The organism is Serratia sp. N21D137, assembly GCF_047530005.1.
In the GTDB taxonomy this organism is placed as follows: Bacteria; Pseudomonadota; Gammaproteobacteria; order Enterobacterales; family Enterobacteriaceae; genus Chania; species Chania fonticola_B.
On record NZ_JBLJAJ010000007.1, the window covers coordinates 184,109 to 204,559 of the forward strand.

General features: G+C 52.6%; 20 protein-coding genes. 3 read left to right on the forward strand and 17 right to left on the reverse strand.

Annotated elements, in window-relative coordinates; all coding sequences use genetic code 11:
- Window positions 1-26: 26 nt before the first annotated feature.
- The 3 genes from ACMV5H_RS08480 to yfbV form a co-directional block, all read right to left on the reverse strand.
- Complete coding sequence (locus ACMV5H_RS08480) at window positions 27-683, reverse strand: sugar phosphatase (protein ID WP_021805998.1); 657 nt, start codon at window positions 681-683, stop codon at window positions 27-29.
- Window positions 684-704: 21 nt separating this feature from the next.
- Entirely contained in the window at window positions 705-1,199 is a 495-nt protein-coding gene (locus ACMV5H_RS08485; protein ID WP_021178532.1) for a YfbU family protein, read from the reverse strand.
- Window positions 1,200-1,384: 185 nt separating this feature from the next.
- Window positions 1,385-1,840 (reverse strand): terminus macrodomain insulation protein YfbV, encoded by a 456-nt coding sequence (gene yfbV, locus ACMV5H_RS08490; protein ID WP_025122796.1) that lies wholly within the window; start codon window positions 1,838-1,840, stop codon window positions 1,385-1,387.
- Window positions 1,841-2,243: 403 nt separating this feature from the next.
- On the opposite strand from yfbV, the gene ackA reads away from it, so the two are divergent.
- A complete protein-coding gene (ackA, locus tag ACMV5H_RS08495; RefSeq protein ID WP_414821700.1) occupies window positions 2,244-3,446 on the forward strand; it encodes an acetate kinase in 1,203 nt (400 codons plus the stop codon).
- 101 nt (window positions 3,447-3,547) lie between these two features.
- Window positions 3,548-5,707, forward strand: a complete 2,160-nt coding sequence (gene pta, locus ACMV5H_RS08500) for a phosphate acetyltransferase (RefSeq protein WP_037375617.1) — start codon at window positions 3,548-3,550, stop codon at window positions 5,705-5,707.
- Window positions 5,708-6,071: 364 nt separating this feature from the next.
- Here pta and ACMV5H_RS08505 read toward each other — a convergent pair whose 3' ends face one another.
- From ACMV5H_RS08505 to ACMV5H_RS08525, 5 genes are all read right to left on the reverse strand, one after another.
- Window positions 6,072-7,067 (reverse strand): transketolase family protein, encoded by a 996-nt coding sequence (locus ACMV5H_RS08505; RefSeq protein ID WP_115158203.1) that lies wholly within the window; start codon window positions 7,065-7,067, stop codon window positions 6,072-6,074.
- Window positions 7,060-7,896 (reverse strand): transketolase, encoded by an 837-nt coding sequence (locus ACMV5H_RS08510; protein WP_021178538.1) that lies wholly within the window; start codon window positions 7,894-7,896, stop codon window positions 7,060-7,062. The genes ACMV5H_RS08505 and ACMV5H_RS08510 overlap by 8 nt, the downstream gene beginning before the upstream one ends.
- Complete coding sequence (locus tag ACMV5H_RS08515; protein WP_021806004.1) at window positions 7,893-9,275, reverse strand: PTS ascorbate transporter subunit IIC; 1,383 nt, start codon at window positions 9,273-9,275, stop codon at window positions 7,893-7,895. The genes ACMV5H_RS08510 and ACMV5H_RS08515 overlap by 4 nt, the downstream gene beginning before the upstream one ends.
- Window positions 9,276-9,298: 23 nt before the next feature.
- On the reverse strand, window positions 9,299-9,580 hold the full coding sequence (locus ACMV5H_RS08520) for a PTS sugar transporter subunit IIB (RefSeq protein ID WP_021178540.1): 282 nt from the start codon (window positions 9,578-9,580) through the stop codon (window positions 9,299-9,301).
- A 97-nt stretch (window positions 9,581-9,677) separates the two neighbouring features.
- On the reverse strand, window positions 9,678-10,121 hold the full coding sequence (locus tag ACMV5H_RS08525) for a PTS sugar transporter subunit IIA (RefSeq protein WP_021178541.1): 444 nt from the start codon (window positions 10,119-10,121) through the stop codon (window positions 9,678-9,680).
- Window positions 10,122-10,497: 376 nt separating this feature from the next.
- On the opposite strand from ACMV5H_RS08525, the gene ACMV5H_RS08530 reads away from it, so the two are divergent.
- On the forward strand, window positions 10,498-11,517 hold the full coding sequence (locus ACMV5H_RS08530) for a LacI family DNA-binding transcriptional regulator (protein WP_021806006.1): 1,020 nt from the start codon (window positions 10,498-10,500) through the stop codon (window positions 11,515-11,517).
- A 58-nt stretch (window positions 11,518-11,575) separates the two neighbouring features.
- Here the strand turns inward: ACMV5H_RS08530 and ACMV5H_RS08535 are convergent, their stop codons facing one another.
- The 9 genes from ACMV5H_RS08535 to kduD form a co-directional block, all read right to left on the reverse strand.
- Window positions 11,576-12,268: an oligogalacturonate-specific porin KdgM family protein gene (locus ACMV5H_RS08535; protein WP_021806007.1), complete on the reverse strand. Its 693-nt coding sequence runs from the start codon at window positions 12,266-12,268 to the stop codon at window positions 11,576-11,578.
- Window positions 12,269-12,486: 218 nt separating this feature from the next.
- Complete coding sequence (locus tag ACMV5H_RS08540) at window positions 12,487-13,776, reverse strand: ABC transporter substrate-binding protein (protein WP_059201295.1); 1,290 nt, start codon at window positions 13,774-13,776, stop codon at window positions 12,487-12,489.
- A gap of 15 nt (window positions 13,777-13,791) precedes the next feature.
- Window positions 13,792-14,919 carry an ABC transporter ATP-binding protein gene (locus ACMV5H_RS08545; protein WP_021806009.1) on the reverse strand — a complete coding sequence of 376 codons (1,128 nt, stop codon included), beginning with the start codon at window positions 14,917-14,919 and terminating at the stop codon, window positions 13,792-13,794.
- Window positions 14,920-14,932: 13 nt separating this feature from the next.
- Complete coding sequence (locus ACMV5H_RS08550; RefSeq protein WP_021178546.1) at window positions 14,933-15,847, reverse strand: carbohydrate ABC transporter permease; 915 nt, start codon at window positions 15,845-15,847, stop codon at window positions 14,933-14,935.
- Complete coding sequence (locus ACMV5H_RS08555; protein WP_024530676.1) at window positions 15,840-16,730, reverse strand: carbohydrate ABC transporter permease; 891 nt, start codon at window positions 16,728-16,730, stop codon at window positions 15,840-15,842. Before ACMV5H_RS08555 ends, ACMV5H_RS08550 begins: the two co-directional genes overlap by 8 nt.
- Before the next feature lie 675 nt (window positions 16,731-17,405).
- Window positions 17,406-17,981 carry an NUDIX hydrolase YfcD gene (gene yfcD / locus ACMV5H_RS08560; RefSeq protein ID WP_021178548.1) on the reverse strand — a complete coding sequence of 192 codons (576 nt, stop codon included), beginning with the start codon at window positions 17,979-17,981 and terminating at the stop codon, window positions 17,406-17,408.
- Between the two features lie 131 nt (window positions 17,982-18,112).
- The gene (gene yfcE / locus ACMV5H_RS08565; RefSeq protein ID WP_414821701.1) at window positions 18,113-18,664 is read right to left on the reverse strand and encodes a phosphodiesterase; all 552 of its coding nucleotides are present in this window, start codon (window positions 18,662-18,664) and stop codon (window positions 18,113-18,115) included.
- A 103-nt stretch (window positions 18,665-18,767) separates the two neighbouring features.
- Window positions 18,768-19,412: an RpiB/LacA/LacB family sugar-phosphate isomerase gene (locus tag ACMV5H_RS08570; RefSeq protein ID WP_021178550.1), complete on the reverse strand. Its 645-nt coding sequence runs from the start codon at window positions 19,410-19,412 to the stop codon at window positions 18,768-18,770.
- A gap of 45 nt (window positions 19,413-19,457) precedes the next feature.
- A complete protein-coding gene (kduD, locus tag ACMV5H_RS08575) occupies window positions 19,458-20,219 on the reverse strand; it encodes a 2-dehydro-3-deoxy-D-gluconate 5-dehydrogenase KduD (protein ID WP_021806011.1) in 762 nt (253 codons plus the stop codon).
- Window positions 20,220-20,451 lie beyond the last annotated feature (232 nt).

The following is a 20,451-nucleotide window of genomic DNA, read 5'->3' on the forward strand; positions in this document are numbered from 1 at the left end:
ATCAAATTGAGGTAAGAATGTGCAGATTAAGCAATAAGTTCGATGACAGCGCCCTGTTCGGACTTGGCGATCTTGAGCTGTTCCAAAGAGGAAAGGATCAGATCCACCTGGTTCAGCTTCGGTGCGTCTGCCGGTGCATTAACCGCAATCACCTGGCAACCTGCGGCCAAACCGGAAAGGATCCCGGCAGGAGCATCTTCCACCACCACACAATCCTGTGGTGCCAACCCAAGACCTTGTGCCCCTAACAGGTAGGCGTCTGGATGCGGTTTACCCTGTTTGACCCGCTCACTGGTGATAAACACCTCAGGAAGCGGCACCCCACCGGCAAGGCGGCGTGCGTTGGCCACTGGCACGGACCCCGAGGTGACGATTGCCCAAGGTATCCCCAACGCCTTGATCCGCTCCAGCAGGACCAATGCCCCTGGCAGGGCACGGACGCCGTCGGTATCCTCTGCTTCTACCTGCTCAAGCAATGTGAACTCATGCTGTAGCTCAGCCTCGGTGGCATTCGGCATAAAGTGACGCAGCGAGGTGATCGCCTGTTTTCCGTGGATAAAGTCCAGCACCTGTTGCGGGCTGATGCCATGGCGCTCTGCCCATTGCGTCCAGGCTCGCTCTACCGCCGGTAATGAATCTACTAACGTTCCATCAAGATCGAACAGAAAACCCTTACACTCCACGGGAAACCCCTCTACGTTTAATCAGGCATTGATGATTTGCGCAATCTCGACGGCGCTCAAATGATACTGGCGTGGGCAGGATAGCCAGATACTCAGCATGCGCTGGTATTTTTCCCACATTTTGGTTTGGGCGTTAAACCCGTGGCTACCAGAATCGAAATGAGTATACCGCCCTTCCGTATTCACCAGGAAACGCACATAGCTCAGGTAACGTGCTTCGGTTGCCGCATCAAAACCCAGGAATGCCAGGCGACGCGCGTCCAGCCCCTGGCGATCCTTTAGGTTCTCCCAGGAAACCTGGAGCGCATGGTGCATTTCCATGATATTGATGATGGTGCGGCACACTTCTTCGCTCATCTCACCAAAATCACGATCCAGCTCGCGCATTTGCAAACCAAAACCGCGCTCGATGATCGTCTGCAAGCGGCGGTAGCGCTCCGCATTGTCCGGATCGAGCATGGTCATCATCTTGTATTGATTCGACAAAATCAGCCGTTGGGCGTGAGTCATTTCCATTTCATTGTCCTCAGTTCTGCAAATTAACCAGAGCATCGCATGACTTCAGTATGGCGTGGAATCACAACTAACCCATTCTTTGATTTGAACCGGGATATTCGTCAAATGTGGGGAGTGGCCAGACATGATCCGGGCACGAATTTGCGGCATAAAGCAAGGCCGGCGAAATCCCGGCCCAGTGGCACTTAAAGATCGTCGAGGAAGGTTTTGTCCAACTGCTTGAAGGCTCGTTTCAGCACGTCCGCCAGCGCCTGGTAGGTTGGCGTCCCTTCTACGGGGGCAATCGCCTGCCCAGCTTCCGCCAGCTTGTTACGGACCTCATGGAACCATTGCAGCAAGGTTGGCGGCAATGGTGTCACGGAACGTCGGCCCAACCACCACAGCCCCTGCATCGGCAAGCTACAGGCAAACAGCGCGGTGGCAATCGCCGGGCCAAGCTGACCGCCGAGCGCAATCTGCCAGGTCAGGGTAAAAATCGCCAACGGGGGCATAAAGCGAACGGCAAAGCGGGTAGCGCGTGACACGCGGTTCTCAGGGAAAAGCGGTGCCAGCCGTTTGTCTGCTGGCCAGGTTTTCATGTAATGCTGCCCGCGCTGGAATATCTGAAACCAGCTTACGGAACCGGATGGTCTGCTCGTCATCGCGCACCTCAACTTCACGTATAAAAAATAAAATATTCTTGCAAACACACTAACAAAAAAGTTGAAGCTTTAAATTTATTTTGTGTTTGTGGCGGGCTATCGGTATCCTAAGCCGGCCATGTGCCGGTAGAAGATGACAGAAGATTTGTCAACTTTTAGCCCTATCTCCCTAATCCTGCCGTTGGCGGCCATGTGGGGCTAGGAAGCGGTAAAAATCAGGATCGCTTAAACCGCAGAGAAATCATCGGTTTTTTCATCATTATGTCCTTTGTATCACTGACATGATGTTAATCATAAATGTCAACGGCATTATGCGCTACGCTTGTTGTCTGATTGACGTTTTATTCACCACGTGTTTTTGGGTCTTCCTTAATACCAACACGAACTATAAGTAGGTACTTCCATGTCGAGTAAGCTAGTACTGGTCCTTAACTGCGGCAGTTCTTCCCTGAAATTCGCTATCATCGATGCAGCCAACGGTGAAGAATACCTCTCTGGCCTGGCCGAGTGCTTCCATCTTCCTGAAGCCCGTATCAAATGGAAAATGGATGGCGGTAAACAAGAAGCGGCACTGGGTGCCGGCGCAGCGCACAGCGAAGCGCTGAACTTCATTGTTAATACTATTCTGGCACAAAAACCAGAGCTTTCCGCCCAGTTGACCGCTATCGGCCACCGCATCGTGCACGGCGGCGAGAAGTTCACGGCCTCTGCCGTCATCAACGACGAAGTCCTGCAGGGTATCAAAGATTCGGTACCTTTTGCACCACTGCATAACCCGGCACATCTGATCGGTATTGCTGAAGCGTTGAAATCCTTCCCTAATCTGGCTGATAAAAACGTTGCCGTGTTTGACACCGCGTTCCATCAGACCATGCCGGAAGAGTCCTACCTGTATGCCCTGCCGTACAGCCTGTACCGCGACCATGGCGTTCGTCGCTACGGCGCACACGGCACCAGCCACTTCTACGTGACTCAAAAAGCCGCGAAGGCGCTGAACAAGCCGGTTGAAGAAGTTAACATCATCACCTGCCATCTGGGCAACGGCGGTTCCGTAACCGCAGTACGCAACGGTAAGTGTGTTGATACTTCCATGGGTCTGACCCCGCTGGAAGGCCTGGTAATGGGTACCCGCAGTGGTGACATCGATCCAGCCATCATCTTCCACCTGCACGACGCCATGGGCATGAGCGTTGACCAGATCAACAAGATGCTGACCAAAGAGTCTGGCCTGCTGGGTCTGACCGAAGTCACCAGCGACTGCCGTTACGTTGAAGACAACTATGACACCAAGGCCGATGCCAAGCGCGCCATGGACGTCTTCTGCCACCGTCTGGCCAAGTATATCGGTGCCTATAGCGCCCTGATGGAAGGCCGTCTGGATGCTGTGATCTTCACCGGCGGTATCGGTGAGAACGCTGCGATGGTACGTGAGCTGACCCTGGATAAACTGGGCCTGCTGGGCTTTGAAATCGATCACGAACGCAACCTGGCTGCCCGCTTCGGCAAATCAGGCAACATCACCAAAGACGGCAGCCGTCCGGCACTGGTGATCCCGACCAACGAAGAATTGGTCATCGCGCAAGACGCTTCCCGTCTGACCGCTTAATGCTCTCCACACCGTCAGCCCAGGCTGGCGGTGTTGTTTTGAGCCTGTCATCTTTGTCTGCGCCCCCGTTGCAGGCAGAAAACCGTGAAGAGGACTATTCTGTGTCACGTACAATTATGTTGATCCCCACAGGCACCAGCGTCGGTCTGACCAGCGTCAGCCTGGGTGTCATCCGCTCCATGGAGCAAAAAGGCGTTCGCCTGAGCGTATTCAAACCTATTGCCCAACCGCGTACCGGCGGCGATTCTCTCGACCAGACCACCACCATCATCCGCAGCAACTCGACCATCCCGGCGGCCGAACCCCTGCGCATGAGCTACGTTGAGAGCCTGCTGAGCTCCAACAAGCAGGACGTGCTGATGGAAGAGATCGTGGCCCGTTACCACGAAAACACCAAAGACGCAGAAGTTGTGCTGATTGAGGGCCTGGTGCCTACCCGTAAGCATCAGTTCGCCAACGCGCTGAACTACGAGATCGCCAAAACGCTGAATGCAGAGATCGTCTTTGTGCTGGCACTGGGTAACGATTCTCCAGCCCAGTTAACCGAGCGCATCGAACTGGCTCGCTCCAGCTTCGGCGGCAGCAAGAACAAAAACATTACCGGCGTGATCATCAACAAGCTGAACGCTCCGGTGGACGATCAGGGCCGTACTCGCCCAGACCTGTCCGAAATCTTTGACGATTCCACCAAGGCCAGCGTAGCCAACGTCGATCCTGCACAGCTGTTCGCCAACAGCCCGCTGCCGGTATTGGGTTGCGTGCCGTGGAGCTTCGAACTGATCGCTACCCGTGCCATTGATATGGCCCGCCACCTGAAGGCGCGAGTGATCAACGAAGGCGACATCATGACCCGCCGGGTGAAATCTGTGACCTTCTGTGCGCGTAGCATTCCGCACATGCTTGAACACTTCCGCCCAGGTTCCCTGTTAGTTACCTCTGCCGACCGTCCAGACGTGCTGGTTTCAGCCTGCCTGGCCGCGATGAACGGCGTGGAAATTGGTGCCATCCTGCTGACCGGCGGCTACGAAATCGATGCCTCCATCAACAAGCTGTGTGAGCGCGCCTTTGAAACCGGCCTGCCGGTGTTCATGGTTGACACCAACACCTGGCAGACCTCGCTGAGCCTGCAAAGCTTCAACCTTGAAGTGCCTTCAGACGACCATCAGCGTATTGAGAAAGTACAGAACTACGTGGCCAGCCACATCAACGCCGAATGGATCGAGTCCCTGACCGCCACGTCTGAGCGTTCACGTCGTCTGTCCCCACCGGCGTTCCGTTATGAGCTGACCGAATTGGCGCGCAAAGCGGGTAAACGCATCGTGCTGCCGGAAGGCGACGAGCCACGCACCGTGAAAGCGGCGGCCATCTGTGCCGAACGTGGTATCGCGGAATGTGTGCTGCTGGGTAACCCGGAAGAGATCAAACGCGTTGCCGCCGCGCAGGGCGTTGAGCTGGGTAAAGGCATCGAGATCGTCGATCCGGTTGCCGTGCGTGAACTCTATGTGCCGCGTCTGGTTGAGCTGCGTAAGAGCAAGGGCATGACCGAAGTAGTTGCGCGTGAGCAGTTGGAAGACAACGTAGTTCTCGGCACCCTGATGCTGGAAAAAGGCGAAGTTGACGGCCTGGTTTCCGGTGCCGTTCACACCACCGCCAATACCATCCGCCCACCGTTGCAGTTGATCAAAACCGCGCCGGGCAGCTCGCTGGTTTCTTCCGTGTTCTTCATGCTGCTGCCTGACCAGGTTCTGGTCTACGGCGACTGCGCGATCAACCCGGATCCAACTGCTGAACAGCTGTCTGAAATCGCTATTCAGTCTGCCGATTCCGCAGCCGCATTCGGTATCGAACCACGCGTAGCGATGATCTCTTACTCTACCGGTAATTCCGGTGCGGGTAGCGACGTTGAGAAAGTGCGTGAAGCGACCCGTCTGGCCCAGGAAAAACGCCCGGATCTGATCATCGATGGCCCACTGCAGTATGACGCAGCGATCATGGCCGACGTGGCCAAATCCAAAGCGCCTAACTCGCCAGTAGCCGGTCAGGCGACCGTGTTCATCTTCCCGGATCTGAACACCGGTAACACAACTTATAAAGCGGTACAGCGTTCTGCTGACCTGGTATCTATCGGGCCAATGCTGCAAGGCATGCGCAAGCCGGTGAACGACCTGTCACGTGGTGCTCTGGTTGACGATATCGTCTATACCGTAGCCCTGACGGCGATCCAGTCGGCTCAGGCTGATGCACAGGCTGCTATTGCCTGATGAGACAAAGGTGCCACAGCGGCACCTTTAGACTCTGCTAATACCCATAACGGCCTGGTGATCATCACCGGGCCGTTTTATTTTTGGCGTCAACAAAGAGCAAGCAATGCCCCCCGATGCCCCTCACCCTAACCCTCTCCCACAGGGAGAGGGGACCGATCGAGTAGATCTGAAAATTCGGTGACACACCTTGGATAAGGAGATGATCGGCCTGAGAAATAGGCCGATCGTCATGAGTGAAGGATATTAAAAAGTGTTCACTATGTCCTTGAACACCGTTCTACCCTGTCCCCGGTCTGTAAAGGGAAAGTGTTGAGGTAAATTTGTTGAGATGACCTATTTACTTCCAGCAGAGCAGCGCCTATCAGCTCCCTCTCCCTTTGGGAGAGGGTTGGGGTGAGGGGGGGGTCAACAACTCATCCGCCGCCGCCACAATATGCGCCGCCGTCAGGCCATACTCCTGCTGCAAGAACTCCTGCGTACCCACCTGCCCATAGCGGCCTTTGACTCCCACTCGCCGCATCGGCACCGGACATTCTTCCACCAGCACCTCCGCCACTGCCGAACCAAGCCCGTTATGGATGCTGTGGTTCTCGCAGGTGACGATCCTGCCGGTTTTCGCCGCAAAGGTTTTGATGATTTCACGATCGATAGGCTTGAGTGTAAACATGTCAATCACCGCCGCGCTGATACCACGCTGTTGAAGTTGCTGAGCCGCCTGCAACGCTTCGGCGACCATAATGCCGTTGGCGATCAGCGTAATGTCGCTGCCGTCACGCAGCAGATTAGCCTTGCCGATGGTGAAACGATAGCCTGCAGGATAAATGCGTGTCGCCTGCTTACGAATGGTTCGTACCCAGTAGAAGCCTTGCAACTTCACCAGTTGCTGCAAAATATCCTCGAACATGGTGGCATCGGTCACCTCCAACACCACCGAATGCGCCAGGCCGCGCACGATCCCCATGTCTTCAAACGACATATGCGTGCCGCCGTTATGGCAGGCGCTGACCCCGGCATCGGAAGCGATCACCTTGACGTTGTTGCGCTGATAATCCAACGACATAAACAGCTGATCGAAACAGCGGCGGCTGGCAAAAGCGGTAAAGGTGTGGACGAAAGGGACCCGCCCGGTCAGCGACAAACCGGCGGCTACGCCAATCACATTAGCCTCCATGATGCCGCAGTTGATGACCCGCTCTGGGTGATCCTTATGTACGCCATCCATCGCCATCGAACTCATCAGATCGGCTTCCAGTGCAATCACCGGCGTATCGGCTTCGGCCTGTTGGCGGATCACGCTGGCGTACACCTTACGCATTTCTACGGCGTCTTTTTCAAACGGCATTTCCAGGTTAAACATAGGCGGCCTCCAGGTCGGCAATGGCCTTTTCAATTTCGCTACGAACATCTGGCGTTAAGCGCAGATGGTGTGAGTTTTTCAGGTTCTCCAGATACGCCACGCCCTGCCCCTTGAGGCTATCGAGGATCACCACCAACGGCCGCTGCTCGCCACTGCGTTCCGGCAACACGGCATCACGGATCGCGGCAATGTCATCCCCACGAACGGTTTGCACCTCAAAACCGAAGGCGTGGAATTTACCGGCCAGATCGAAGGGTTTGATCACCTCATCCAGCGTGCCGTCCAACTGCTGTTTGTTGTAATCAATAAACAGCGTCAAATTATGCAGGTTGTGGTGGGCGATAAATTGGAACGCTTCCCAGCATTGGCCTTCGTTCAGTTCACCATCCCCCAGGATGCAGAATACCCGGTTGCTGCGCTTTGCCAGTTGGTGTGAAAGCGCCATACCGGCTGCAATAGAGACCCCTTGCCCGAGCGATCCGGTAGTGGCATCCACCCCACGGGTTAGCAAGCGATCTGGGTGGCTCGGCAACCGGGTGCCATTCTGGTTGAGCGTTTGCAGCTGTTCCAACGGGAAATAGCCCTTAAGCGCCAGCACGCTATACAGAGCCGGACCAGCATGGCCTTTCGACAGCACGAAATAATCGCGCTCAGGCCAATCCGGGTCACCTGGATCGATACGCATCACTTCGCCGTACAGCACCGCCAGCGTTTCAACCACCGACATACAGCCGCCGTAATGGCCAAATCCCAGCCCAGTGAGGGCCTTCAGCGTTTCCAGACGGATCGCCCCGGCCAATTGCGTCAAATCAGTCACGGTGTTGCTCATGAACTTTCCTCCTTATTTCTGGCTGGGACATCTTTGCGTTTTCCCAAGAAGTTATGCGCGACCAGCAGGCCAAAGATGGCGACGATCGCGACCATGATCATTTCTTTGGTCAGGAAGCGTGCCATATTGCCCAACACGATCCCCACCACGCCAAAGTCCGTATCGGAGAAAGTGGTGTTGGCAAAACCCAGCGCGCCCAGTACCGGTAACAACAGCACCGGCAGGAAGGTAATCAACAAACCGTTGGCAAATGCCCCCAGCATGGCACCACGCCGCCCACCGGTCGCATTGCCGAACACCCCGGCAGTGGCCCCGGTAAAGAAGTGCGGCACCACGCCCGGCAGGATCAGTACCATCTTCATTTGGCCGAGCAAGAACAGACCCACCAAGCCACCCAGGAAGCTGAACAGGAAACCAATCAACACCGCATTGGGGGCGTAGGGATAGACCACCGGGCAGTCCAGCGCCGGGCGGGCATTAGGGACCAGTTTTTCCGAGAAGCCGGTAAAGGCCGGGACGATCTCGGCCAGGATCAGGCGCACACCTTGCAGAATGATGAATACCCCGGCGGCAAAAGTGATCGCCTGAATAATCGAGTACACCAGGTAGTTCTGCCCGCCACTCAATTGGCTTTCGACGTAATCCTGGCCCGCGCAGATAGCCAGGATCAGGTAGATCACGATCATGGTCATCGAGATGGAAATCGAGCTGTCACGCAGGAAGCTGAGGTTTTTAGGTAAGTTCATCTCCTCGGTGGAACGCGAGTTTTTCCCCACCTTGGAACCGATCCAACCGGAAAGGACATAGCCCAAGGTGCCGAAATGGCCAAAGGCAATGTCGTCGTTACCGGTAATGCGGCGCATATAGCGCTGGGCGATAGCCGGGAAGAACGCCATCACCAAGCCCAGAGTCAGCGCTCCGGTGAACACCAACTGTACGCCCTCAAAACCGGCCACGGTAAGGATGATGCCGATCATACAGGCCATGTAGAAGGTGTGGTGCCCGGTCAGGAAGATGTATTTCAAGCGGGTAAAGCGGGCTACGATGATATTGGCCACCATGCCAAACGCCATGATCAGCGCGGTGGAGGCACCGTATTTCTCTAGTGAGATAGAGACAATGGCTTCGTTATTGGGAATAATCCCCTGAATATTGAACGCATGCTCAAACATACCGCCCAATGGATTCAGCGAGCCGACTAATACCGTCGCTCCACCGCCCAACACAATAAAGCCCAGAATGGTTTTAACCGTCCCTTTGACCACGTCAGAAAAAGATTTCTTTTGTGCCAATAGACCAATCAAGGCAATCACCCCGACCAATACCGCCGGGACCTTTAATATATCAACCACAAACCTGAGCGTTTCCTGGATAAACATATCCACCTCGCCAATGGGTTAGATTAAATAATGGAGTGGGCTGTGAAGTAAGCACGCAGCTTGGCTTCAAGCTCATTAATATCAATGATATTGCTGATCACCACTAACTGGTCGGCTGGGACACTGGCGCTAGCGGCAATATCTTTCGCCATCACGAAGATATCTGCCGCGCCCGGCGTTGCCGAGGAAAGATCGGAATGTTCAACCTCCGCCTCAATATTCATTTTTTTCAGCACTTTCTTGATGTTCATTTCCACCATAAAACTGCTGCCCAATCCTGAGCCACAAATAGCCATGATTTTCATTATTCTTACCTGCCAGATTTTATGTGTAGGATAGCGTCACCCGATATCTATCGGATGCTGAGTATTATCAAAAGCTGCGGGTATAACCGGTTAGAGATTAATAATTGGCGATAACATCCTCAATTTGCCGTTTGGTTTGCGCCAGGAACAGTTTCTCCATGGCTTCGCTATCAGAAAATAACTCGGCCAGCTGCGAAATCATGTCAATATGGCTACTGCTATCCGGAGCGGAAAGCATCACCACGACGAACACCGGGTCGTTATCTTCGGACTGAAAATGCACGCCCTGATTGATCTTTAATAGTGAAAGGCCAAGCGCTTTGGCGCCTTCCTCCGGCCTGGCATGGGGCATCGCGATACCGGGTGCCAACACGTAATAGGGCCCCAGCGCCTGATGTTGGCGAAATATGGCTGTCAGGTAATCAGCGGTGATCACACCGCGCTGCAGCAGTGGCTGAGCACACAATGTGACCGCCTCCTGCCAGTCAATAACCTGATCGCACAGTTGAATATGGTCGGCGTTCAGCCAGTCGTTGAGCACATCTCCTCCTTATGGTTTTTTTCCCTTAAACCGCCAGAGTTTCCGAACCTAAACGGGACGAAATCTGTTGGCTATGGATCGTTTGATGGCACGTAGCCGTCATGGAAAAGCCCGGCGACGGTAAAACTTTAATCAACGTGCAGGGGTTAAACTGTGACTTATCGCACAAAGATAGCGCTACCAAAAATCCTTCATCCAGATCTGTGATAGCGCTATCAAAACTATCGGGGATGAAACCCGGCGGCTCAGTTTTTTTATCGATCGCCAAAGGAACGGGGTAGAATGGGCACAGAAGCGGGAACGACGAAGCCCAGTAATGGGTTTCAACCCATGAGCTCATTTATGCGTTATGCGCGCATTTCAGTCAGGATCAGCAATGTCGATCGGTAGAAAACGACGCAGTACCGGCCGGGTTACCCTGGCCGACGTAGCCCAATTGGCAGGCGTGGGCACCATGACCGTCTCGCGGGCGCTACGCACGCCGGAACAGGTTTCAGATAAGCTGAGAGAAAAAATTGAGTCGGCGGTCAGTGAGTTAGGTTATCTCCCCAACCTGGCGGCGAGTTCGTTAGCCTCGGCGTCTTCTTATACCATCGCTATGGTGGTGCCGAGTTTTTCCGAGTCCGGCTGTGCGGATATGTTTGCAGGGTTACAGCGGGTACTGCAACCGGCGGGTTACCAGATCATGCTAGCCGAGTCCCAACATCATATCGAGCGTGAAGAAACGTTGCTGGAAACCCTGCTCTCTTACAACCTGGCGGCGGCCGTGCTGTTAAGCATTGAGCATTCTGAAAATACCCGTCAGGCATTAACCGCAGCCAATATTCCGGTAGTGGAAATTGGAGCAATCCGTACCGACCCGATCGACATCAATATCGGCATCGATTACGTCGCCGCCATGTATCAGCTCACGCAAACCGTGATTGCCAGCGGGTATCAGAATGTTGGGCTGCTGTGTGCTAATCAGGAACAGTGGATTTTCCAACAGCATCTGCAAGGCTGGCACAAAGCGCTACTGCAGAACCACATGTCCCCTCATCGGGTGATTAATGCCGCGCAACCCGCCAGCTTTAGCCTCGGCGCCCAGCAATTGCCGGAGTTTTTACTGGCCTGGCCTGAGTTGGATGCCTTGGTCTGTGCGTCTGATGAACTGGCCTGCGGCGCGCTGTATGAATGCCAGCGGCGGCGCATCAAGGTACCGGAACAGCTGGCGATCGTGGGGTTTGGTAACAGCGAGGTCAGCCAGGTCTGCCAGCCACCGCTGACGACCATGACCGTGCCGCATAAGGAGATTGGTATTCAGGCAGGTAAGGCATTGTTGGCGCGTTTGAACGATCAGCCCTGGCAGCCCAAAGGTTCGATCCCTTCAACCCTGTGCCGTCGTAGCAGCTGCTAACGATGACGATACCGGGAACCCGCCGATAAGTCGGTATTCCCGGTAGTTTCACCCTTGCTTACCAGCTATAAGAGACCCCAACACGGTAGCGCGTCTGGCGGTTATCGTGTTGGCTATCCTGCTTCACGTTCCCCACTTCAACATAAGGCTTCCAGTTTTTATCCCACTTGTAAGCCAGCTTGACGTTATGCTCGTAATCGGTTTTGCCGTCGTCAAAAATAACCTTGTTGCTGCTCTTATACACGTAGTTATATTCGGCCGACCAGTCCTTGTAGAAGTTATAACCTAACCAAAAATCACCACGGTTGGTTTTCTCATCCCCCTCTGAACCTTTTGAGGTGGTACGCTTATATTCGTAGCGATATCTGCCCGCTACATAAATGTCTTTGGTAAAGTTATACTGCGCACGCAGATAAGGGCGATAGCCGTTATTATTACTGTTGGACTCTAGCGAGAACCCAGGCTGCAGGGTGATTGCATCAAATTTATGCTGATAGCTGACGACGGCTTCTGTGCCATTACTGACCTGCTCGTGGAAAGGTTTATCAGGCGTAGAGTCTGAAGAGTCCTGACGCCATTTTGCTTCCAGAGAGAATCCCAGGCCGTTATCGAAACGATGCGAGACCAGCATTCTATTTTTATGGTCGCCTTTGGCTGTATCCTGCCATTCATGGCGCAAATCAAGCGACATGGCCATTGCACTAAAGTTTGCTACAGAGGCTAACACCAGAGTCAATAATTTAAATTTCATTATTACTACCCTTATCATTTAATTATAGAAAAGACATCCCCACTTTAATTAAGGGGGTTATAGAGTTATTTGAAATACTTATTATTTGAAAATGGGCAAAGCGTCATTGCTATTTAATACAAATTTATTTTTCTTACGGCTTCCCTGTTAGCGTTAATGAATGTAATGATTAGCTGATAAATAAGCCCCCGCCCAAGATAAGGTGGGGACAATTCTTGTTAGCGCATTGCGCGTTTCAGAATACGGTCGCCCTGGCGCTGGAAATCAGCAGCCACTTCCTGCACCGTTTTCTTGCCATAATCGATATTCTGAATGGCATCCTGGAACAGCACTACAATCTGCGGGTCGTCAAAATACGGTGAAGCGCTGATGGCATGCGGCAGTGACAGCGCCAGTTTCAACCCGGAAACCGCCGGATCGCTATCCTGGATCACGCCACTTTCGGTCAATTGGCTGACAGCCACTTTGCTTAACGGAACCCCCCGCTCCAGCTTCAGCGCCTCAACGCCTTCCTTACTGTTTAACAGGAAGTTAATCAACATTGCCGCTTCTTTTGGATGCTTGCTGCTTTTACCAATCGAAAACATTTGCGACGGCTTGAAGAACAATCCGGCATCTTTGGCACCCGGCAGCATCGGGTATGGGCCCAATACCAGCTTGGCCGGTGCTTTCAGGTTATCGGAGTATTTGTTGATGGTGGAGTTCCACATATAGGTCCCACCCCATTCCCCCGCAATCCATGGCTTCATCTCATACATGTTGTTTTTGCCGAACGAGGCGTAGTATTTCGATGATGGCATGACGTGGCTGTCTACCATGTTTTTATACATCTGGAAGAAATCGACCCATTGTGCTTCGCTATAGGCAAACTTCTTCTGCGCTTCATCGATAATATCGACGTTATATTTTTGGATCATGTAGGAACGTAACAGTGCGAAGGTATCCTGGTGCTCCAACACCACCGGATAATATTTATCGCCCAGTTTTTCGTTGAAGGTTTTACCGGCGGCGAGCAATTCATCCCAATTATTGGGATATTGCACACCCGCGTCTTTCCAGGTGACATCGTTATAATAGAAAACACGTGCGGTCACTGAAATCGGAATGCCGTTCAGCTTGCCGTCAATCGTGGTGGTTTGTAGCTCTTTGGGATCAAACTGCGTCAGATCCAGATACTCACTCACCTTGTTCAGGTCATAGAATCCGGTGCCGGTTTTTGAAAAGATCGGCAGCCAGTTCCAGTTGGTTTGCATCACGTCCGGCTCGGTGCCCCCAGCAATCTGGGTGGTCAGGCGGGAAAGGTGACCGTCCCAGCCGGTATATTCCGATTTCACCTTGATATTCGGGTTCTGCTTCTGGAATTCCTCAATCGCCTTCAACGTAACCTGATGGCGGCCATTGCCTCCCCACCAGGACATACGCAAGTCAACCTGTTCAGCGGCAAAGGCCTGATGGGCAAATATCGCCATGGACGAGGCTACCAGGGTACGTAAGACTATTTTTTTCATTATTGACCACTCCTGTTAAAGAGAAATATTCTTTTCTGTTTTCGCATCAAAAATGTGGCATTTATCCATATCGAATTTGAAGTAAACCGGACGATGCAGCCCATTTTTCAGGATCGGTTTGACGTCATCGGAAGGAATACGGCAGGTCAGTTCAAAATCATTCACCTTCAGGTAAACAAAGAACTCATGGCCCATATTCTCGACGCGGACCAGTTCCCCTTCAGAGTGGTTGCCCTCAAACGGCGACTCTGAAATCGATACAAACTCGGGCCGCACGCCAAAGAACACGTCCTGCCCGACAAAGCTGGCGACCTTATCCTGCTGATACTGGCTGAGGGTCAAGGTGTAGTTACCGACGGTGAGGCCGATTTTGCCGTCCTGCTCTACCAGCTTGCTCGGCTTGATGTTCATTTCTGGCGCACCGATAAATCCGGCGACAAACATGTTTTTCGGGAAGTGGTACAGGTTGTCTGGCGTATCCACCTGCATGATATGGCCCAGCTTCATCACACAGATACGGTCGCCCATGGTCATGGCTTCGGTCTGATCGTGGGTAACATAGACGGTGGTCGCCGGTTTGCCGCTCTTTTTCAGCTGCTTGTGCAAATCGGAAATACGGATACGCATCGACGCACGCAGCTTGGCATCCAGGTTAGACAACGGTTCATCGAACAGGAACACGTCTGGTTTTTTCACAATTGCGCGGCCTACGGCCACACGCTGCGCCTGCCCACCGGAGAGTTGGCGTGGCAAACGATCCAACAGCTCTTCCAGCTCCAGGATCTTGGCGGCTTCGTTAACCTGCTCTTCAATTTGCTCTTTAGGCATCTTGCTCAGCTTCAAGCCAAAGGCCAGGTTATCTTTTACCGTCATATGCGGATATAGCGCATAGTTCTGGAACACCATGGCAATACCACGGGATTTAGGGGCCAGGTTATTCACCACGCGATCGCCTATGCGCACCTCGCCGCCGCTAATGGTTTCCAACCCTGCCAGCATCCGCAGCGTGGTCGATTTGGCACAGCCGGAAGGGCCGACAATCACCATAAACTCGCCATCGGCAATGGTCAGATTAATGCCATGCACCGCCTTATAACCGTTGCTGTACACTTTCTGCAGATTGTTAAAAATGACTTCAGCCATGATAGATCCTCAATTAACCTTTAATTCCGCTGCTGGTAACGCCCTGCACAAAGTAGCGTTGGGCCAGGAAGAACACGATGATGGACGGCAGAATAGAGATGCTTGCCATAGCCAGGATTTCGTTCCACGGCGCACCTTCTGTCACGTCGATAGACATTTTCAACGCCAGCGCAATCGGGTACTTATCAACGCTATAGACGTAGATCAACGGGCCAATAAAGTCATTCATTGACCACATAAACTGGAACAGCGCGACGGAGATAATCGCCGGTTTCAGGATCGGCACCACCACATACCACAGCACCTGGAACGAGTTGCAACCATCAATCTGGGCCGCCTCTTCCATATCCCGTGGCACTCCGCGCAGGAACTGGATCAACATAAAGACGAAGAATCCTTGGGTCGCGAATGCCAGCGGCAGATAGAGAGGTAGGTAGCTGTCCAGCATGCCCATCTCTCGGAACATAATGTATTGCGGGATCAGTAACACCGTACTCGGCAGCAACATGGTAGTGATCAGCGTGGCAAACCAGAATTTCTTCCACGGGATCTCAAAGCGGGCAAAGCCGTAGGCCACAATGGTCGAAGAGATAATGGTTAATAACACCTTGGGGATCACAAATTTAAAGGTGTTAAGCATGTAATGACCAAAGTTATATTCCGTGCCGGTTTTCCAACCGTTGACGAAACCGTCCGAGGTCGCATTGTCTGGCCACAGGCCCAGGGTGGTGAAGATCTCCTGGTTGGGTTTAAACGAGGCCGAGAACATCCACACCAGCGGATAAAGCATCAACAATCCCACCAGCAGCAGCACGACGTAACGAATAGCGGCGCTGATTTTTTCCCGGCGCAATGTGCGCTGAACTTCACGCTCAGCCATTTCCTGCGCACTGGGCATGGGTAATTGGTTCTGTTGCATGTCAGCCATTTTTGCCACCCTTGTCTGCCGAGTAGAAGACCCAATACTTCGATGATTTAAAGGCGATTGAGGCGAACAGGGCCACAACCAGGAACAGGATCCACGCCAATGCGGCACCGTAACCCATATCAAAATATTTAAAGGCGGTATCGTAGATATACAGTGAGAACAGATAGGTGTAATGGGTAGGCCCGCCCCCGGTAATGACATACGGAGCCGTAAACTCTTGGAACGCCTGCGTGGTCTGCATAATAAAGTTGAAGAAAATCACCGGCGTGATCAGCGGTACCGTGACCTTCATAAACATCTGCCACTTGGAAGCACCATCAATCATGGCCGCTTCATATTGTGACTGTGGTACGTTTTGCAGAGCCGCCAGGAAGATCACCATCGCAGAGCCGAACTGCCATACGCGCAGCAACGTAACCGACATCAATGCCAGAGAAGGCTCGCCCAACCAGTTGACCGGATCCATACCAAAGACACCGATAAAGCTGTTTAGCAGCCCGTCGATGGCAAACAGAGCACGCCATAGCACGGCAATAGCCACGCTGCTGCCCAGAATGGAGGGAACATAATACGCCGTACGGAAAAAACCGATGCCGCGCAGTTTAAAATTAAGGACAAACGCGATACCTAACGCAAATGCCAATTTTAACGGGATGGTCAGAAACACATATGCAAAGGTGACGCCCATCGATTTCCAAAAAAGATGGTCTTCCATCAGCATATAACGATAGTTTTCCACCCCGTTAAACACCGGGGGATTCATCAGGTCATATTCCGTAAAGCTCAGCAAGAATGATGACACAAAGGGGAACGCCGTAAATATGATCAACCCTATTATATAAGGTGATATATAGGCTAACCCCAGCATTCTGTTTTCATTCATGGTTGTTACCCATAGCCATTTAAATAGAAAAAGAAATGAAATTAGTTAAGTGAAATTTAAGTCTTATTAAACAATAGAAATGACAAGCCCGGCAGTCTGCCCAGGTTCAGCATCCTCCCCGTCGTGATAAATCGATAAATTTTTTCAGGCATTCACTGGCCAATCTCCGCCAGTCATCAGCAGCCAATGCTCGCATTGTCACTATGCCGTTAGGTTGCTTGTTACAGTAGGATAATTCCATTTTTCGGTCTCCCAGATGATCCTGTCATCTACCAACCAACAAACTGAAACACTATTTCAAATTATTATATCTGAAATTTTTCCAACGTCATTCAGTGGATGGCAAAAGTGTGACCAAAGTAGAAACGTTGTTTTGATTTTTTTATAAAAAAACAAGAATTATCAAAACCAAAACAAAGTCAATGTATAACCAAATGATAAATAAAGATATTTATACTTTTTGAATTTGTAGCACTAAGGATAGAAATTTTGATGAGATGGGTTAACTAATTGTAGGTAGATAAAATCAGCAGATTTGGGCCGAGAGGGTAAGTATAAATGCCATCATTGATGGTTACATTTGTGATTTCAGACGGTTGGCAAGTGGGGAGGGTCTAAATGAAGAGAAGAATAGACGGCCTTGCTACTCTATGGGCAGCAAGGCCGTGCGTTAAATCAGGCGTCTTCCTCGCCAGAGCTGGCTCTGCTTTCGCGCGGCAGCGGCTTGCCGTAGTCCTGGCCATTATTACGCGTCAGCCACAACGATAATGCCTTCAGTGAATCGGGGGTGAATTCGTCGCAGCGGGCGGTGATCTCCTCTGGCGTCAACCAGCTCACTTCAGCCACTTCTTCTTCCTGCAGAGCAAACGGGCCATTGGCGACGCAGCTAAATAACGCCCCCCAAATACGGCACTGTTCCTCTTCAAAGTAGAACAGACCATGTTCGGCAAACGGGATCCCGGCGATACCCAGCTCTTCTTCCGCCTCACGGCGGGCAGAGTCCAACACGTTTTCCCCGCTTTGTACCACTCCCCCGGCGGTGGCATCCATCCAACCCGGGTAAAAATCTTTGGTGTCTGTGCGCCGCTGCACCAGAATTTTCCCCATACCATCATGCACCACGATATAGGTCGCACGATGACGCAGCCGTTGGGCACGCATCTGTTGACGACTGGACTGAGCAATCACTTCGTTTTGCTCGTTGACGATATCAACCCACTCGGTATCTGCAGCCTGATCCTGTTCCGCCATCCTGTAAAACCTTCTATTTTGGGCGCGATGCATGCCGCGCACGGGTTATGCTTCAATTATTTTTGGTATGTGTCCCAGCTCTGCCAAGGAACAACCCTGGCTGCCACTTTCAAGCTATCGGGACTCTAAAATTAGTGCGTTAACGCCACCTCTGCAACAACCTTGCCGTTGTGCAACTCGAGTACGCTCAAGACGTCGTCTGCCAGTATGCCATAGCTGGCAGGAAAACCCCCTTTCGGGATGCTGACCGAGCCTGGATTAAAGCAGTAGATCTCCCCCTGCCTTTGTGCCTGGGGCAAATGCGTATGGCCATACACCAGCACGTCCCCGCCCGTTAAAGGCGGTAATGTGTTGGGATGATAAAGGTGCCCGTGGGTTAAAAACAATCGTCTTTTGGCTAACAGCACCTGCTGGTAAGGGGCCATCATCGGGAAGGAGAGCAGCATCTGAGCGACTTCACTGTCGCAATTACCGCGAACGGCAACGATCTTGTCACTAACGTGATTCAATCGTTCGGCCACCTGCACGGGCTGATAGTTATCCGGTAAGGCATTGCGGGGACCGTGATTGAGCAAATCGCCCAACAGTATCAACCAATCGGCCTGACTTTGAGCAAACAATTCGAGGATTTTGTCGGTGGCGGAGAGCGAACCATGCAGGTCCGAGGCGAACATCAGCTTCATAATCTTTCCTTTGGTGCGGAATATGAAACCATTTTAACGTAGCTGGGTTAGACAACAAGCGGTGGGGAAAACAGGTGGCCGATATTCGGCCACCTGAAGAACATCAGGCGCGGGCCAGCAGTTCTTTGACAAACGCCACAATCTCCGGCTTTTTGCCGTTGGAGAACAGGCATTCCTGGAAGCGAGGGCCGCTAACGGCTGTCTTCACCAGCTCTGGATCGATGGCACGCAGCGTATCAAGGTAGTTGTCTTTGATCACCGCCTGCTTAACCTGATTGAGGATACCGGCGTTACGAACCTGAGGTTCCTTACGCTCCACCGGATAACCTTCACCTTTACGCCCGGTAAAAGCCTTCTCAAAGATATAGCGCACGTTCAACTCAGCACCCCAGCCAAAGCCTTTGGCAAACGGCAGGGACAGCGCATTACCATTGTTGATCTGAGCGAACAGGAAAGCATCCGCAGGATCGATACAGTAACCGCACACTACACCAGGATGGATGTTCAGTGACATCAAGGCGCCCTGCCCGGTACCGCAGCCGGTGACCACAAAATCGACCGCTTCGGCGTTCAGCAGAATGCTGGCCATAATCCCTAAATGGATATAGGTCAGATGGTGATCCTGCTCATCGCTCATACCCACGTTGAACACCGCATCATGATTGCCAGCCGCAACCGCCTGCAATTGTTCGAGAACCAGCGCATTTTTACCCGCCTGGCTGTTTTCCATCATCAGTGCAATATTCATCTTTTGCTCTCCGCAAATAAAATCAATCGGTTATTCTTTGTCTCGTTAGCGAGCCAACCAGCCGCCATCTACCGCTACGGTGTAGCCATTGATGTAATCCGAAGCCGGTGAAGCCAGGAATACCACCGGCCCCATCAGATCTTCTGGCAGGCCCCAACGGCCAGCCGGGATACGCTCGAGGATTTCCTCGCTGCGGGCCTGATCGTCGCGCAGTTGGCGAGTATTGTTCGTCGCCATATAGCCAGGAGCCAACGCGTTCACGTTGATACCGTGGCTGGCCCATTCGTTGGCCAACAGACGGGTAACACCCATGACGGCGCTCTTGGACGCGGTGTAAGACGGCACACGGATGCCCCCTTGGTAAGACAGCATGGAGGCGATATTGATGATTTTGCCGCCGGAGCCTTGAGCAATAAACTGGCGGGCCACCGCCTGAGACATGAAGAACACCGTCTTGATGTTCAGGTTCATCACGTCATCCCAATCTTTTTCGCTAAACTGCAGCGCATCCTGGCGGCGAATGATGCCCGCGTTATTGACCAGAATATCGATATGGCCGAATTCGGCTACCGCGCGCTCCAGCAGCTCAGGCAGCACTTCCAGCTTGCTCAGGTCGGCTTTCAGGCTCAGGAAACGACGCCCCAGCGCAGTAACTTTGGCGATGGTTTCGTCCGGCTCAACCACGTTAACGCCAACGATATCACAACCTGCCTGAGCCAGCCCTATGGCCATCCCCTGTCCCAGCCCGGTGTCACAACCGGTCACAATCGCCACTTTACCCTGCAATGAAAAATTATCGAGAATCATGCTCTTGTCCTTAGTACTCAGGGCATCAGCGGCCCTTGTCAAAAGTGGGGATAGCGTTGCAATCCCGCCAGTGTCCGCAGCTTGCTGCCATACAGGGGGAACGATATTGCCCGCCCCTGTCATCATGATGGCGCAAGTCTAACGCTTATCCTTGGCGCGATCAATAAAATTGAAACAATGTTTTATTTTAAATGAAAGTAATTTTTGTTTATGTGATGAGTGCCGTTTTCAC